This is a genomic window from Proteus sp. fly-1089 (genome assembly GCF_040138965.1).
Classification (GTDB): domain Bacteria; phylum Pseudomonadota; class Gammaproteobacteria; order Enterobacterales; family Enterobacteriaceae; genus Proteus; species Proteus vulgaris_B.
On sequence record NZ_JBEETS010000008.1, the window covers coordinates 20,864 to 37,529 of the forward strand.

Sequence of the window (16,666 nt, forward strand, 5' to 3'; positions counted from 1 at the left end):
CAATCAGGTATAAGACATCCAAGTGCGAATAAACGCACAGTTTTAGGAATAACACAATGTGTGGAATAGTAGGTGCAGTTGCACAACGCGATATCGCTGAAATCTTAATTGAAGGCTTGCGTCGTTTAGAATACCGTGGATATGACTCTGCGGGGTTAGCTGTTGTTGATAATGACTGCAAAATGACACGTTTGCGTGAGGCTGGCAAAGTACAAATGTTGGCTGATGAAGCGGAAAAAACACAAGTAATTGGTGGCACAGGTATTGCTCATACTCGTTGGGCAACACATGGTGAACCTTGTGAAGATAACGCCCATCCCCATGTATCTGGCACTATTGCTGTGGTACACAATGGTATTATCGAAAACTACCAAGAACTGAAAGCAGAATTAATTAAAAAAGGGTATCAGTTTGCCTCTCAAACAGATACCGAAGTTATTGCTCACTTGGTAAACTGGGAACAGCGCCAAGGTGGCACATTACGTGAAGTCGTACAGCGTGTTATTCCTCAATTACGTGGCGCTTATGGCACTGTAATTATGGATAGTCGCACACCAGAATTATTAGTCGCTGCACGTTCTGGTAGCCCGCTGGTGGTAGGTCTTGGTGTGGGCGAAAACTTCCTTGCTTCTGACCAATTAGCATTATTGCCAGTGACTCGTCGCTTTATCTACCTTGAAGAAGGCGATATTGTTGAAATCACACGTCGTCATGTCCATATTTTTGATGTGAATGGCGAAGAAGTTAATCGTGATACGATTGAATCTAACGTTCAATATGATGCAGGTGATAAAGGTGTTTATCGCCACTATATGCAAAAAGAGATCTACGAACAGCCTCTAGCGATTAAAAACACCCTTGAAGGCCGTTTAAAATCAGATTCGATTGATCTGAGTGAGCTAGGCCCTAAAGCTGAAGAGATCTTATCTAAAGTTGAACACATTCAAATTGTAGCTTGTGGAACGTCTTATAATGCGGGTATGGTTTCTCGCTACTGGTTTGAGTCTCTAGCAGGTATTCCTTGTGATGTCGAAATAGCATCAGAATATCGCTATCGTAAACCGGCAACTCGCCGTAATAGCTTATTGATCACTTTATCCCAATCGGGTGAAACCGCTGATACGTTAGCTGCGCTACGTTTATCTAAAGAGTTAGGATATTTATCATCGCTGGCGATTTGTAACGTTGCTGGCTCTTCTTTAGTGCGTGAATCTGAATTTGTTTTAATGACTAAAGCGGGTGCTGAAATTGGTGTTGCATCAACTAAAGCGTTCACAACACAGTTAACAGTTCTATTAATGCTGGTGGCATATATGGGACGTATTAAAGGTGTTGCAACATTAGAGCACGACGTTTCAACTGCATTACATGCATTACCAAGCCGTATTGAAAGCATGTTGTCGAAAGATAAAGTAATTGAAGCCTTAGCTGAAGATTTTTCGGAAAAAAGCCATGCTTTATTCTTAGGTCGTGGCGACCAATACCCGATTGCGGTAGAAGGTGCATTAAAGCTAAAAGAGATCTCTTATATTCATGCTGAGGCATATGCTGCTGGTGAATTAAAACACGGCCCATTAGCATTAATTGATGCGGATATGCCCGTTATCATTATTGCGCCAAATAATGAATTATTAGAAAAATTGAAATCTAATATCGAAGAAGTACGAGCACGTGGTGGTTTACTGTATGTATTTGCTGATCAAGATGCAGGCTTTGAAGAAAATGAAACAATGAAGTTAATTTCTCTGCCTCACGTTGAAGAGCTTATTGCGCCAATTTTCTATACCGTACCATTGCAGTTATTGTCTTATCATGTTGCTTTAATTAAAGGCACCGACGTAGACCAACCTCGTAACTTGGCAAAATCAGTAACGGTTGAATAAGTCATACGTTAATTACGTTATCGTTTAAAACCCAGTTAGGCATAACAGTCTAATTGGGTTTTTTGTTCTTATAAAACAACATTACAGTTAGTTGTAAGACTTAAACAAAGATTGTGTACCTGACTTATCAAAGGCGATAACTTGGTAAGGTTCTTTGTAATCACCTGCATACATACCTAAACTTCCTGCTGGCATACCTGCAACCGCAATACCAGATTTAGATTTATCTACTAAGTCGATATTTTTTAAACTATCGACAGGAATATGTCCAATTAAGTCCTTACCTTGGTAAGTTGCTAAGTGGCAACTTAATAAATTATTTGGCACGCCTGCTTGTTGATATTTTTCCATTAATTGAGTTTCTGAAACAATATTCACTTTGACATTAAAGCCGGCCTCTTTCACACCATCAGCCCATAAAGTACAGCATCCACAACTCTCTGTTTTATAAACTTCCACAACATTATGATTAGAAGCATAAGCTGTACTTGTAAAAGCAGAGATTGCAATAATAGAAGGCAGTAATAACTTTTTCATTGTTCATTCCTTTCATTAAATTGATAGATGAGACAATAATCTTTCCCCCTACAGGAAGGTCAATTTAATAAAGGTATAAACACGTAGAGTTTTGTAAAAGAATATTTATATAAAACAAAGATATAAATAACACTACGTTTATTCTTTTCTTAATATTTTTAGGTATATTAGTTGATATAAAAAGAAAAAAGCCTGCATAGCAGGCTAAAAATGGAGAAAACAGGGTAAACATAGAGTTAGGATGTAAACGATTATGAGGGTATTTCATTAGTTAAATCACCTCTTGCGAAGAGTGATTGTGCTTTAACTGGTAGTAAGCATAAACCTAAACTTAGCTTGAGGTTAAAGCGGATAAATTTGTATAAGGTATACAATTTTATTGATTAAATTTGAAAGATGAAAAATAAAAACAAAAAAAGCCAATTTATTCAAATAATTGGCTTTTTTAATAAGATATATAGGCTGGCTTTAGATACAAATTATTTGATATTAATTATTTAATAATTGTAATTTGTTTTACATCGATCTCAGTACTTGTCCACTCTTTATCTACTTTACCTTCAATTCTGACGGTATTATCTGGGGTGACTGTTTGTCCGCGCCATCTTTTATTATCAATATCTACATTGATACCGCCGGTGCTATCTTCAAAAACATATAGCTCATCACCAATTTTTTTTGTGATTTTACCCGTTAAGATAACCCACGTGTCATCAGAAAGATCTTTTGCTTTAGCAACCGTGGTTTCACTAATAGAAGGGCCTTTAAATCCACCTTGTTGAGTTGGTGCTTGAATAGAACCTTGAAAACCACCTTGGTGTGTTGTATTTGCTTGAGATGCAAACGCTAACGTACTACCAATTAATAAAACTAGAATTTTTTTCATAACAAGCTCTCTTATAGATTAATAATACAACTAATTATTGTGTGAGATTTTATTTCATTTTCATGTATAAAACCGCATATTAAGGTAAATATCAGTATTAATATATCAACTGATTGATATTACCTTTAAATTATAGGTCTTTATTTCTCTTTGTGTTTTTTATTGATATAAGCATCTATCACTAAATACTTCTTTTCTCTAAGTTAAATCAACTGGTTATTTACCCTTAGTCTCAGTGCTGGCGATTATTCAAAAATATACCCTTCGGGATCATTGTTTTTAGACGTATTACCTCTTATTATCCAGCGCCTTCAAATTTTTTTTAATTTTCCCCTATTATTTTTAGAGGTTTTAGGTTTTATGACTAACGAACGCATTGCCAATCCGGGTCCATTAGGTTTAATGGGTTTTGGTATGACAACGATTTTGTTGAACATACATAATGCCGGTTTTTTCCCTGTTGTCTCTGTCATTATGAGTATGGGAATTTTTTATGGTGGGATCGCACAAGTTATTGCTGGTATTTTTGAGTTCAAAAAAGGTAATACTTTTGGCGCAACCGCATTTACCTCTTATGGTTTCTTTTGGATAACATTAGTGGGAATTTGGTTATTACCCGTAATGGGCTTGAGCGAATCCACAACCCCTGTCTTTTTAGGTGTCTTTTTAGCATTATGGGGAATATTTACCTTTTTCATGTTTATTGGCACATTAAAAGCCAATAGAGCATTACAGTTTGTTTTTTTAAGCCTGACAATTTTATTTGCTCTACTGGCAATAGGAAATATCACTGGTAATGCATTAATTTTAAAAATTGCCGGCTTTGAAGGTATTATTTGTGGCGCCAGTGCTTTTTACCTAGCAATGGCTGAAGTATTAAATGAGATGTATGGCAGAACAATATTGCCAATTGGTCACAAGTAACCGCTTTATAAAGAAGTGGCTATTTAGCCACTTCTATTACTTGGCTTTTTCGTCGTACTAATTTTCTTGCACACCATGCATAAAATAATCCTGCAACTACACCTGCAATATGTGATTCAGTCGATACACCTAATTGACCCGGAATTAAACCATAGGCCATTGATCCATAATAAAATAAAATAAAAAGGGCAATGACAATATCGATAATTTTACGTCGAGTAAAAGCGTGAGCAATCAATAAAGACCATAATCCAAAGATCCAGCCACTTGCGCCCACATGAATAGCACTTCGCCCAAAAATCCAAACCAACAAACCACTTACGATAATAATAAATAAGCTTGATAAAACATATTCTCGTAAAGATTGTGTCATGGATAAAAAACTAAGAATAAGAAGAGGAAGTAGATTACTAAAAAGGTGAGACCAAGAGCCATGTACAAAAGGGGCGATAAATATACCAATTAATCCTTCTCCTGTTCTTGGAATAATTCCCCATTGAAGAAGTGAAATCGGCAATAGAGAGCCAATTAATTGAAGTAGGATTAATGTGATAGTTAATCCACCAAGAAAGGTTAATCTTTTTTTAAACCAAATCTTATCCATAACCATAGCCTTAATACAGAGTGACGTAGATAAAATCGTTTTGATAGAAGAGCCTTTAATAAAAGAAGAAAGGCTCTTTTTTGTTTATCAGTCTAATAAATTAAGGCAAGCAGCTCCACGGGCGCCACCTGCATCACCGTGACGCGCTTTTTCTATTGCTGGAATTTGCGCATTTCCATAGACACAGTGTGAAAGATATTCAGGAAATTGGTCATACAGTGCATTAAATTGTGATAATCCACCACCAATAACAATCAAATGTGGATCAAGTACAGTCAGAATATTACTAAGGTAAATCGCAAGTACTTTCATATAACGATCAACGTGTTCTTCTGTTTTCTTATCCCCAGCATAATATTGCTCAACGATATCAACAGCTCTTTGTGGTGCATGATTGAAAGCTTTATACATACGTTCAAAGCCTCGGCCTGATAAATAAGTTTCAAAACACGCTTTTTTACCACAACCACAGATAATTTTTGGCATCGTATCGCCTATGACATTATCTGCATCAACATTTAAATTCATATGGCCAATTTCACCAGCAATGCCATTTTTTCCAGAAAGCACTTTACCATCAACAACAAAACCACCACCGACTCCTGTACCTAAAATAAGGCCAAGTACGGAAGGATGATGACGAAATTCAGGATCCCACGCTTCGGATAAGGCAAAACAGTTGGCATCATTTTCAACTTTAACGGGCCTATTGAGTATATGTGCAAGATCATGAACCATAGGTTTGTATTTGGCAGCTGGAACATTGGTGGTAAACACTGTTCCTTCTTTTGCATTTACAATGCCTGGCACACCTACGCCGATTTTTCCTTTGCATCCTAATTCGTTGTCAGCTTCTAAAGTTAGTTCCTTAAAAACATTCAATAATGCCTGATAGTCATTTTTAGGTGTAGGAACACGTTTTTGCCATACTTGAGTCAGATCTTTATCAAAAACGGCAAGCTCAATTTTTGTGCCGCCCATATCAAAACCATAATACATATCAGTCTCTTAATTATTCTGTAAATATTATTTATAGTAACAACAAGATTGTTGCTACCGTGCCATTTCTATTTCAGTCAATATTTAAGTTATCTCTACTGTTTATATACACTAGGTAAAAAATAACAGTGATTGGTGACAGTTGAGTTTTTTTTACCTATTGATGACTGCCTTCCATTAAAACACTACGTACTTTCATTAGAGCAAACCCTAATAAATTTAATCCATTCCATAAAAGGGGATTACTGATCTCTTTGTCTTGTTCACTTAAACCTACTCCCCATATCTTATCAACGGGGCTTGCTTCCACAAGCACACGATTGCCTGTGGAAATTAAAAAAGTACCCAATGCTTTATTTTGAGAAAATTTGGCGATATTGGCTCGAATAACGATATCCATGCGTTGTTGTTCCCAAATTTCTTGGCTAAATCCTTTTACTTCTCGACCAAGTGCTTTAGCTGTACCTGGATTTGATGTTGCAATAATACGCTCTCGTATTTCTATATCATTAAAAAGCTTTGCTTTCTCAGCCATCATATAGTGTTCAGCACTGATATAACGAACATCATCTAAGATAAAAGGTGCTGGATACCATTGGCTAAAGCAACTTTTTGTTACTTCATTTGTTTTACTTCTGTGTCCCCAAAAGTAAACAAATTTTATTTTCTTACCTGTACGGAAATCTTTCTTTAATTGTTCTAAATCCATTTTCTTTCCATTATCACGAAGGCTTTTTGTTTATTTAATAAAGATAGCATAGAAGTAAAGAAGGATAGAGTGCCTTTTTGTGATTCTGTGAGTAGGTGAAGCGATTCCGCTATTTGATCATATTGATATAATTAAATGTCTTATTTTGATTGGTTTCTATCAAATGATAAAAAAAATAGAACTCAAACCCGTAGGATTGTTCTTAAAAGAAAACATCTAAAAAGTATATTATTTTATATGATTACATAAAAAGATTGTCTCAAAACGACATCATCTTATTAGTATAAAGATGTAGTTGATTAAGTATTTTTAATATAAAAAAATATAATTATTAGTATTTATACTAATTATCGGTATATATAACTATTAATTTACTTATTTAATATAAAATTCAATTGGTTGGGTTTATTGTGACGTGTTTTTTCATTGTTACATTTATAATTTGAACTAAATCACGCTTGTTGGTTTGTTAAGCTAAATTAACAATATTGTTTTAGGTATAAAATATAACTCAAGTTAATTATCCTGAAATACAGGTTATTCTTAGTAGTATTTACTATAAGTAAATAGTGATAATACTCATAGTTAGATAATCTATTTTTGTCTATTTTACTAGGGTGTTTTTTCTAAAACTTAATCAACTCTGATGTATTTAATTTTTTTTCAATAAAAATAGCCCATCTTAATATGATAAAAAGCAATAAATTCACCTTTTGAGTGTAAAAAAGAAATCATTTTTGATAATGATCAATATGTATTAATAATATTTAACATTTTTTCTGCTCTTTTTTAGAGAATAAATTTAATTAAAATATGAAGATTTTTTTAATTTGATCTTGAAAGGTTCTTTAGTTTTTAGAGTAAATAATATTACTTAATGATTATTTTAGAATTTTATTTTTATAAAATTTATACAAATTGTTATTAGTTAATACTAGTTATTATCTGGTTTTTAATCGTGTTCTTTTGGGTAAAAAAGACGCTATTTTTGATGATAACAATAAATACTAAATTAAGTAAAAATACCAATTTTTTGGAAGTGAAAATGAGTAAAGCTTAAATTTTTACGCTTTTTTTGATGTTGTATTTTTGATTGAAATAATTATACAATTTAAATTAAATAATCATTGCTCTAAATTAGATGGTGTTTATTTGAAATTAAAAAAGTCAGTATTTATAAGATTAATTTACCCTACATAGCTGATGTTCATTAATTGATAGTTTAATAAGAGTTTAAATGTGGATTTAATATATATTTAAACTTATTTTAATTTTATCTCTAAGGATCACACACTCTTATTTTGTATGAGCATCAATTTATTGAACAAGATTTTAAGTGCTGTTATTAAAGGGGCCACACTATGTATGATGATATAAGTAATTTAAAAGATAAGTTTCAGGAGGATGCTTTTGCTTTTCAAGAGTTTTCTTCCTCTGTAACACAAGATGTTGATAATAAAATAGAACCAATAATTATAAGTAATAAAGATAATAATAAAATTAGTAATTTAAGTAATAATACGTTTTCAGAAACTTCACTTTCTGTGAAAAACGAACTAAAACAACCTATTACTGTTTCGCCAACTCCTTCTTATCACCAGGATGCTTTAGTTGTTAAAGCAAAGAAAGACAATTTAATTAAGAGTAAGAAAAATTTGTTAGCAGATAATAAAATATTTGATAGCAAAGAAACAGATAGAGTTCATGCACATGAAAATATATCATTAAAAGATATATTGTCATTTATTGCCTCTGTTTAATTCAAGTAAGTAACACTCTTTGTATAAATAAATAATATTGACTGGTGTCAATTTTTAGCCATTGTTATTTTATTTTTTAAGCTAGGTTTATTTCTTTTCGATATCTATTTATATCGACGGGCAACCTTTGTCTTAAGAAAAGATCTATGGCGATGACAAAGGTATGGGTTTATGAATAAAATATTTAAAACATTAATTACGGCTTTCTTATTGATAACAATGTTTTCACTTATTGTTATGCCAATGAGTGCCGAACAACAATATATATTCGGTATTATCAATATATTGTTGTTATTTGTTATCGGCTTTAAAAAATCAAAAAAACGATTGTTAACAATGGTTTTTATATCGTTGTTGATGTCAACACGTTATCTTTACTGGCGTGCAACGAATACCCTTAATTTTAATACAACTATTGAAGCTGTTTTAGGTAGTGGCTTATTTATGGCTGAGATTTATTCTTGGATTATTTTGGTCTTAGGATATTTCCAAACATCATGGCCATTAAATAGAAAAATAGCTCCTTTACCTAAAGATATTTCTCAATGGCCAACCGTTGATATTTATATACCAACATATAATGAAAGCTTAGATGTGGTACGTGATACGGTTTTAGCCGCACAGGCTATCGATTACCCTCAAGATAAAATGAAAGTGTATATCCTAGATGATGGTAGTCGTGAAGAGTTTAAACAATTCGCTGGTGACGTGGGCGTAACTTATATTGAACGTGAAGTTCATGATCATGCCAAAGCAGGTAATTTAAATCACGCAATGGGATTAACTGATGGTGAACTAATTTGCGTTTTCGATTGTGACCATATTTCAACACGTATTTTCTTGCAAGCAACGGTCGGTAGCTTCCTTGAAGATCCTAAATTAGCGCTTATTCAAACACCACACTATTTTTATTCTTCAGATCCATTTGAACGTAATTTAAGTGCAGCTAAAGATGCACCACATGAAGGCGCACTTTTCTATGGCCCAGTACAGCGTGGTAATGACAACTGGAATGCGACATTCTTCTGTGGCTCATGTGCGGTTATGCGTCGTAGTGCGCTTGAAGAAATCGGTGGTATTGCCGTTGAAACAGTAACAGAAGATGCCCACACAGCACTGAAATTACAGCGTCTAGGTTGGAACTCTGCATTTATTGATATTCCTTTAGCCGCAGGTCTTGCAACAGAACGTTTAGCATTACATGTTAACCAACGTATTCGTTGGGCGAGAGGAATGACACAAATATTCCGCGTTGATAATCCAATGTTAGGCTGTGGTTTAACATTTCCTCAGCGCCTATGTTATCTCAATGCCATGCTCCATTTTCAGTACGGTTTGCCTCGCATTATCTTTTTGACTGCGCCGTTACTGTTTATGTTATTTAACCTCAATATTATTGCTTCATCTGCCAGCATGATATTCGCCTATGCATTGCCACATTTAATCATGTCGGTTTATGTAAACTCAAAAAATATCGGTAAATATCGTTATTCTTTCTGGGGTGAAATTTATGAAACTGTTATGGCTTTTAGCTTGGTTTTACCTACGCTACTCAGCTTAGTTTCACCAAAATTAGGTAAATTCAACGTAACAGATAAAGGTGATTTACTAGATAAAAGCTATATGGATTACCTCACTGTACGCCCTTTGATTATTACTGCTCTCCTTTTAATCACAGGTATTTCATGGGTCGTTATTCGTTATTTATTAAACGATTTCCAAGGTATTGATCCCCTGGTTATTGTTTTAAACCTGACTTGGGCAACTTACAGCTTATTTATCATTCTTGCATCGATTGCTGTCGGTAAAGAGACTCGCCAAATTCGTAAACATACTCGAATTAAAGCCTCTCTTCCTATTACATTGCATTTTGATGATGGTGCGGAATTAAGTACTACCACTGAAGATATTTCAATGGGTGGAGTTCGTATCGCAGTGAATAAAATGGCGGAACTACGCCAACGCAATGTCACATCAATCACTTTAAATGTTCAACGTGATGAGGTTTCAGTTCCTGCTGAAATGGTTAGTTTAGAAAACAATCAATTACGCCTTGAATTCTTACCTATCAATTTAAATGTTCGCCGTAAATTAGTGCGCATTATCTTTGGTCGTGCAGATGCATGGATCCATCAAACGGATTACAAAGATAAACCTTTTAAAGAATTGGCAGGTATTACGCGTTGTATTTTTGAATTGTTCTTTGGTCGTCGTCAAAAAGTAAAACCAGTGGCAACAAGAACCAAAGCAAAAACTTCACTCTCTGTGCAATCTATTAACGGAGATGACTAAGCATGAAAAAGAAACTGACATTAATGCTAAGCCTGACTGCTATGGCGATTGCGAGTATTAACTTATCTCAAGCTGCGACAGGTATGTTAGAACTCGGCGGTGAAATTTTGCCTGACCCAACTTCTTATACTCAATCACCAGTGCAACAAAATGCCAATAATCCTATCCAAATGGGAGATGTAGCATTATCAGAAGCTCGTAATATCGAAGAGCAATTAACGTTGGCACAGATGGGAAACCCATCGCCTATCGTATTATCAGGAAGAAGACTACTTTCTGGTGTGACTTTTAATATGGCGAATGATTTATTTATTGATAGCGCCACACTAACAATGAAAGTGAAAGCATCTCAAGGATTAGTTCAATCAGATCAAACACTTCATTTAATGTTAAATGGTCAACCTATGGGATTTCTGCCGTTAGAAGAAGGTGGGCAAGAGCATGAGTATGTTTTAGAAATCCCCGAAATGATGTTGACGAATGTGAATAATCTAAGTTTCCGTTTAGCAAGTCGTGATGCATTAGATGAAAATCAATGCACACCACCATTAGCTGAAGGGCTTAGTCTCGTTATTTCACCTGATTCATCATTAGATTATCGAGGTCGCTGGATTAATGGCGGGTACAGTCTGGAACGATTGCCCCTACCGTTCTTTGATCCCGACAGAATGACAGCGACCTCGTTACCTATCATATTGTCTGATAAACCTGACGATGCAGAGGTAACAACAGCAGCGATTGCAGCATCATGGTTTGGTAGTTTTAGTCATGATATTAAGCAAGTTGATTTACCAGTTCTAATGAACCAATTACCTGAAAGTGACGGTATTTTAGTTGGTTACTCAGGACAAACTATTGCAGGTATTACTTTACCTTCAGGAAATAGTGGGCAATTAACGATTGTTGATAACCCCGTTGATCCAGTTTTCAAATTATTACTGATCAGTGGTGATAATGAGAAATCATTACGCCAAGCAGTATGGGCGCTAAATAACGGTAAATTGCCACAAAACGATCACTTAGTTGTGCCTTCTCAAACATTGGCTGTGCGAAATGATTACGATGCACCACGTTGGTTGAATACCAATAAACCGGTCACATTGGGTCAAATTGCTAATGGTAGCGATGATTTCTCGCGTCAAGGTATTAACCATGCGCCGAATCAGTTTTCATTTCGTGTCTCACCCGATCTTTTTTGGTGGGATGGTGATGCGTTACCTTTAGAATTGAAATATGTTTTCCCTCATTCAGATAAGCTCAATAGCCGTCGTTCTTCATTGATTGCTTCTTTGAATAATCAATTCTTAGGTGCGCTATATCCAGCACGTTCAGAGCCTTTAGGCATGTTAAGACAATGGTTAGGTATGGAGAGTGAACAGCAAAATAGCACCCTCTATTTAAACCCTCGTCAAATTTATAGTCAAAATCAATTGCAGTTTTATTTTGATTTACGTGAGCCGGATGATTCTCCTTGTATTTTAACGGATGGTAGTAGCTTGATTAGCCAAATTGATCCGCAATCAACGCTACAATTTAAAAATACTTGGCACTATTCAAGAATGCCGAACTTGGCGTATTTTTCAGGGGCTTCATTCCCATTTAGTCGCCGTGCTGATTTTTCACAAACCACACTGCTATTACCTGAAAATCCGACAACAGAAGAGCTTTATACCTTAGTCAATTTAATGGCGAGATCAGGTTATTCCACGGGCACACCGGTTTCTCATACTTCTGTTTTCTTAGGGGCTAAAGCGCTAGAGAAAAATAACCTTTCTCAACAAGATATATTAGCAATTGGCTCATTAAGCAGTGACGGTTTTTTACCCGCTCGTTTTTCACAACAGGCATTCTCTTTTTTAAATAAAAATATCGAGATCAAGTCACAGTCATTGCTTGAAAAAGCGAAAGGCTGGATTGCGGGTGATTATTTATCTCAAAGTGGTGATGCAGCTAATTATCTCTCTTCCGTGAACAATTGGCGTGGCATGGTGAGTTTTATCTCACCTTGGGCGAGCGATAGAGTTGTCGTATTAGTAACTGCTAAAGGTAATGATTCGATAAAGACCATTATCAACGATTTAAATTTAGCTGAAATAAATGCAGCCATTAAAGGCGACATCACTCTGATTAGTGGTAAAGACACAGTAAGAAGTTTCCATTTAGGCGAACACTTCTCTCAAGGTGACTTACCTTTATTACAACAATTTCTTTGGTATAGCTCTAGGCATGTGTATTTGCTTGGTCTTTTAGCTGTTGGTTTTTGTGCGTTGACGGGCTTAGTGACTTATTACTGGTTACAACGTCGTTCAACTCGTCGTTTACATCAGATATCACAGCATCGTTCAGGTAAATAGGAGTATATGGGATGAAAAACCACGCACTTAACATCATCGTTAAAGTTATTTATGCAGGTTGTATTTTAGGCGCTTCAAGCCAAGTACAAGCCACGGCGAATGATGTAAATACAACAGCTACTGATCCAAATATTGTAAGCTCTCTTATTGAACAAGCTAATTATTGGCACGGTAGAGCGCATGATACGCGTGCAGTAGAAGCACTGCAAAAAGTGTTGATTATGGAAAGTAATAACCAAGACGCTTTATATTTAATGGCGTTCTTTACAGCACAGCAAGGGAATGAAAAGCAAGCGACCTATTGGCGGGAAAAACTTGCACAAGTCGCACCGCAAGATCCGCGTATTGAAGGATTAAAGAACATCCGATCATCACAATTTAGTGATCAACAATTAGGTTATGCCAGGGAATTGGCAAAGAAAGGGCAGCATGAAGAAGCGATAAAAGCGTATCAACGTTTATTTGTTAGTAGTGAGCCACCAGAAACACTGGCATTAGAATATTATCAGACTATGGCTGGTGTGCCTGCAATGTTGCCACAAGCCATTTCAGGGCTAAAACAACGAGCTGCATTAATGCCTGATAATAAAGAAACACAAAGAGCGTTAGGGCTGACGCTAACTTATAACGAAGAAACTCGTCGTGAAGGGATAACAATTTTAGGTAATGTTTCAGGCGATGAGTCAGCAAAAAAAGGCCTTCGCCAAGCACTGTTATGGCTGAATGTCCGCCCTGATGATGAGGTGTTATATAAAACCTATTTACAAGCAAATCCGAATGATAAAGCAGTTGCAGAGCATTACCAAGGTGCTATTCAAGGTAATGCACGTCAAGCTGGTTATACCGCTTTAAATAAAGGCAAATTGAAAGAAGCTGAAGGTTATTTTAAACAAGCATTAGCAGCAGATAATAATGATGCGCAAGCATTAGCAGGGTTAGGTTATACCGCATTACGTTCGGGTGATTTAGCAACAGGTCAGCGCTTATTAAATCAAGCAGCAAAATCAGGTGGCGAGCAGGGCAGTAAATGGAAGCAACAAGCGGAAGATGCTGGTTTCTATGCACAACTACGTGATGCGCAACAACGTGCTAAACAAGGAAATATTCAACAGGCACTTGATAAATTAGCCCCTTTAACGGGCGCATCAGGTGAGAAAGGATTATCCGCTAATTTGCTACAAGCTGATTTATTACGTAAACAAGGTAATTTACCTGCTGCGCACCAATTATTAGCCAGTCTTTATCAACAAAATAGTCGTAATGAAAAAGTCATTTCAGCTTACTACTATTTATTGGTTCAGGAAGGACAAAATACGAAAGCAGAGCAATTACTGGCTCAACAATCAGCCTCTTTACGTCAAAAACTTACCGCAAATACAGATCCTTCAGAGACATTACGTCGTGAAGCACAAAAAGCGTTAGAAAATGGTAATCGTGTTCAAGCAAGACAATTGCTGACACAAGCACAACGTAAAAATCCACAAAATAACTGGGTTTATCTTGATTTAGCTCGTTTAATGGCTGCTGATGGTGATAGTACTGGCGCAAAAAATATTATTTCACAATTGCAAAATCGTAAAACAAGAGACACGGATTATGTCGCTTCTCTATTTTATGTTGAGCAAAAAGAGTGGGATAAAGTTTTTAATTTGCTAAGTAGTCATAACCAACAGACAGAAGCTGAAAAAGAGTTATTACAGCGCGCTCGTTTTCATCGTCAACTTGCGCAAGCAGAGCATTATCGCCAAGCTGGTAATCTAGTTGCTGTACGTAATACCTTACGTCCTTTAATTAACCAAGTTGCTGATTATCCAAATGATGTAGGTGAATTAGCGGAACGATTGGTAAGCAGTGGATTAAACGATGAAGCGTTGCAGTTAGTTGAAAATGATATAGCCAAAGGCACTAAAGGATCTGTAGGTAACTATGCAGGTCATATCAATGTTCTCAATGAATTAGGTCGTTATACACAAGCATCTAGCGTGATTAATGATCCGGCATTGCAACAAGAAACACCAATTGTTGAGAAGAAACGCTTAGAGGTAGCTACCAAAGTTGCGCAAGCTGATAACTTACGTGAAAAAGGTGAAATTAAAGCGGCTTATGACACATTGGTTGTCGCGTTAAAATCATCCCCTAATGATCCTGATTTATTAATGGCATTAAGCCGTGTTTATTTAGCGCAATCTATGCCTGAACAGTCGGATAAAATTCTCTCTTATTTGGAAAAAGAGCAAGGAAAAGATACAAAATTAATCCAAGCTCAAATAGAAGTTGCATTAGCGCAACAAGATGGCCGAAAAGCACAGCAGCTATTGCAACAAATTCCGTCTTCTTCACAACCTGCTTATTTATTACAAGCAGCGCAAATAGCGCAATTAAACGGTGAAAACCGTAAAGCTTTAACCTTGTTACGCAGTGCACAATGGCAAAACAATGATGATCGTGTATTGAATACATCTGCGGGTCAATTACGCGCATTAGAGAGCGATAATACAGCCATAGCAGGTTCTATCTATGAACGTAAAGAGATGGCATCTGTTCAACGTTCTATCCGTGAATTAGAAGAAAAAGTTTCACCGTGGGTACAAGGCGGTGTTGCTGTGCGCCATCGTAATGGTGATAAAGGATTATCTAATGTCACTGAAATTTCTGCACCAATCAGTATTTCAAGTGTTCCAGGAGAAGAGTTCCGCTGGGAATTTAATGTAACTCCAGTTTCTATGACGAGTGGCTCAGTTTCTGGTGAGAGAGCAAATCGCTTTGGTACAGGACAGCTTCAACATGCTGAACGCTTTGCTAAGAATAGCGATAATCATGACGAGAAAAACAAAATTAATGCCGACGAAGCCGGTAGCCAACGTGCTTCTGGTGTTGAATTAGGGCTGCGTTTATCTGACAAGGATGTCAGCTTTGATGTTGGCTCAACACCATTAGGCAAAGATACGGCAACGGTTGTCGGTGGTCTCACATATTCACCTAAAATTGGCCAAAATGGGCAATTAACACTGACTGCAGAGCGCAGAGCCATCAAAGATAGTCTACTTTCTTATATGGGACGCACCGATCCTATGACGGGTGAAAGCTGGGGTCGTGTAACACGTAATGGTGCCAAAGCTCAATATGCTTGGGATGATGGCAAAGTTGGTGCTTATGTCGGGGGCGGTTTTTATAACTATGAAGGTAAAAGTGTTGCGAGTAATGATGAAGTGAAAGCATGGATGGGGTCTTACGCTAAGTTCTATAAAGATGACCAACAAGAAGTGAAAGCCGGTGTGCATGTTGATTATATGAACTTTAGAAATAACCAAAATAACTTCTCATTAGGGCATGGTGGTTACTTTAGTCCACAAGATTATATTTCTGTCTCATTACCTGTTGCTTATACCCGTCGTTTTGAAAAAGGTGAGGTGTCCTTAAATGGCGCGATAGGTATACAAAGTTACAAACAAAAAGGCAGTGATTATTTTCCAACACATAGTTATATGCAAGACGCCTTAAATAAACATAACGCGAGCGATCCTCGAATTAAATCTCGTTATGAAGAAAAAGACGAAACAAATATTACTTACAGATTAGGTTTAGACGCGAAATATTATTTAAACAAAGAAACCGAGTTAGGTGTCAGCTTATCGCATGATACATCCGGTGATTATGCTGAAGATAATATGTGGTTACACCTAAAATATACTCCAGACTTTCTGTCTAAATAATTAAG

Annotated in this window: 11 protein-coding genes; 6 read left to right on the top strand and 5 right to left on the bottom strand. The window is 36.2% G+C overall.

Features of this window, described 5'->3' with window-relative positions; genetic code table 11:
- Positions 1-56: 56 nt before the first annotated feature.
- Positions 57-1,883 carry a glutamine--fructose-6-phosphate transaminase (isomerizing) gene (gene glmS / locus ABN080_RS15575; RefSeq protein WP_164526885.1) on the top strand — a complete coding sequence of 609 codons (1,827 nt, stop codon included), beginning with the start codon at positions 57-59 and terminating at the stop codon, positions 1,881-1,883.
- Between the two features lie 87 nt (positions 1,884-1,970).
- On the opposite strand, the gene ABN080_RS15580 is transcribed toward glmS, so the two are convergent.
- Together ABN080_RS15580 and ABN080_RS15585 are read right to left on the bottom strand one after the other, a co-directional pair.
- Complete coding sequence (locus ABN080_RS15580; protein WP_072070514.1) at positions 1,971-2,420, bottom strand: DUF411 domain-containing protein; 450 nt, start codon at positions 2,418-2,420, stop codon at positions 1,971-1,973.
- A 493-nt stretch (positions 2,421-2,913) separates the two neighbouring features.
- Positions 2,914-3,321, bottom strand: a complete 408-nt coding sequence (locus tag ABN080_RS15585; protein ID WP_241254101.1) for a YgiW/YdeI family stress tolerance OB fold protein — start codon at positions 3,319-3,321, stop codon at positions 2,914-2,916.
- A 345-nt stretch (positions 3,322-3,666) separates the two neighbouring features.
- On the opposite strand from ABN080_RS15585, the gene satP reads away from it, so the two are divergent.
- Complete coding sequence (satP, locus tag ABN080_RS15590) at positions 3,667-4,230, top strand: acetate uptake transporter (protein ID WP_349441466.1); 564 nt, start codon at positions 3,667-3,669, stop codon at positions 4,228-4,230.
- A 19-nt stretch (positions 4,231-4,249) separates the two neighbouring features.
- Here the strand turns inward: satP and ABN080_RS15595 are convergent, their stop codons facing one another.
- From ABN080_RS15595 to ybiA, 3 genes are all read right to left on the bottom strand, one after another.
- On the bottom strand, positions 4,250-4,834 hold the full coding sequence (locus ABN080_RS15595) for a rhomboid family intramembrane serine protease (protein WP_349441467.1): 585 nt from the start codon (positions 4,832-4,834) through the stop codon (positions 4,250-4,252).
- Between the two features lie 87 nt (positions 4,835-4,921).
- A complete protein-coding gene (gene nagK, locus ABN080_RS15600) occupies positions 4,922-5,833 on the bottom strand; it encodes an N-acetylglucosamine kinase (protein ID WP_349441468.1) in 912 nt (303 codons plus the stop codon).
- 157 nt (positions 5,834-5,990) lie between these two features.
- Positions 5,991-6,542 carry a riboflavin biosynthesis intermediates N-glycosidase gene (gene ybiA / locus ABN080_RS15605; RefSeq protein ID WP_349441469.1) on the bottom strand — a complete coding sequence of 184 codons (552 nt, stop codon included), beginning with the start codon at positions 6,540-6,542 and terminating at the stop codon, positions 5,991-5,993.
- 1,361 nt (positions 6,543-7,903) lie between these two features.
- Between ybiA and ABN080_RS15610 the strand changes: the two genes are divergently transcribed.
- The 4 genes from ABN080_RS15610 to ABN080_RS15625 all read left to right on the top strand — a co-directional run bounded on the left by ABN080_RS15610 (position 7,904) and on the right by ABN080_RS15625 (position 16,661).
- Positions 7,904-8,302 carry a hypothetical protein gene (locus ABN080_RS15610; RefSeq protein WP_072070509.1) on the top strand — a complete coding sequence of 133 codons (399 nt, stop codon included), beginning with the start codon at positions 7,904-7,906 and terminating at the stop codon, positions 8,300-8,302.
- A gap of 171 nt (positions 8,303-8,473) precedes the next feature.
- On the top strand, positions 8,474-10,594 hold the full coding sequence (bcsA, locus tag ABN080_RS15615; RefSeq protein WP_349441470.1) for a UDP-forming cellulose synthase catalytic subunit: 2,121 nt from the start codon (positions 8,474-8,476) through the stop codon (positions 10,592-10,594).
- A gap of 2 nt (positions 10,595-10,596) precedes the next feature.
- Entirely contained in the window at positions 10,597-12,948 is a 2,352-nt protein-coding gene (gene bcsB, locus ABN080_RS15620; protein ID WP_349441471.1) for a cellulose biosynthesis cyclic di-GMP-binding regulatory protein BcsB, read from the top strand.
- Between the two features lie 11 nt (positions 12,949-12,959).
- Positions 12,960-16,661, top strand: coding sequence for a cellulose biosynthesis protein BcsC (locus ABN080_RS15625; protein WP_349441472.1), 3,702 nt, complete (start codon positions 12,960-12,962; stop codon positions 16,659-16,661).
- Positions 16,662-16,666 lie beyond the last annotated feature (5 nt).

What these genes read in the sequence shown, in the direction of transcription:
- ABN080_RS15625 (WP_349441472.1), top strand. Translation starts at nt 12,960, where the DNA reads ATGAAAAACCACGCACTTAACATCATCGTTAAAGTTATTTATGCAGGT.
- bcsA (WP_349441470.1), top strand. Translation starts at nt 8,474, where the DNA reads ATGAATAAAATATTTAAAACATTAATTACGGCTTTCTTATTGATAACA.
- glmS (WP_164526885.1), top strand. Translation starts at nt 57, where the DNA reads ATGTGTGGAATAGTAGGTGCAGTTGCACAACGCGATATCGCTGAAATC.
- ABN080_RS15580 (WP_072070514.1), bottom strand. Translation starts at nt 2,420, where the DNA reads ATGAAAAAGTTATTACTGCCTTCTATTATTGCAATCTCTGCTTTTACA.
- satP (WP_349441466.1), top strand. Translation starts at nt 3,667, where the DNA reads ATGACTAACGAACGCATTGCCAATCCGGGTCCATTAGGTTTAATGGGT.
- ybiA (WP_349441469.1), bottom strand. Translation starts at nt 6,542, where the DNA reads ATGGATTTAGAACAATTAAAGAAAGATTTCCGTACAGGTAAGAAAATA.
- ABN080_RS15610 (WP_072070509.1), top strand. Translation starts at nt 7,904, where the DNA reads ATGTATGATGATATAAGTAATTTAAAAGATAAGTTTCAGGAGGATGCT.
- bcsB (WP_349441471.1), top strand. Translation starts at nt 10,597, where the DNA reads ATGAAAAAGAAACTGACATTAATGCTAAGCCTGACTGCTATGGCGATT.
- nagK (WP_349441468.1), bottom strand. Translation starts at nt 5,833, where the DNA reads ATGTATTATGGTTTTGATATGGGCGGCACAAAAATTGAGCTTGCCGTT.
- ABN080_RS15595 (WP_349441467.1), bottom strand. Translation starts at nt 4,834, where the DNA reads ATGGATAAGATTTGGTTTAAAAAAAGATTAACCTTTCTTGGTGGATTA.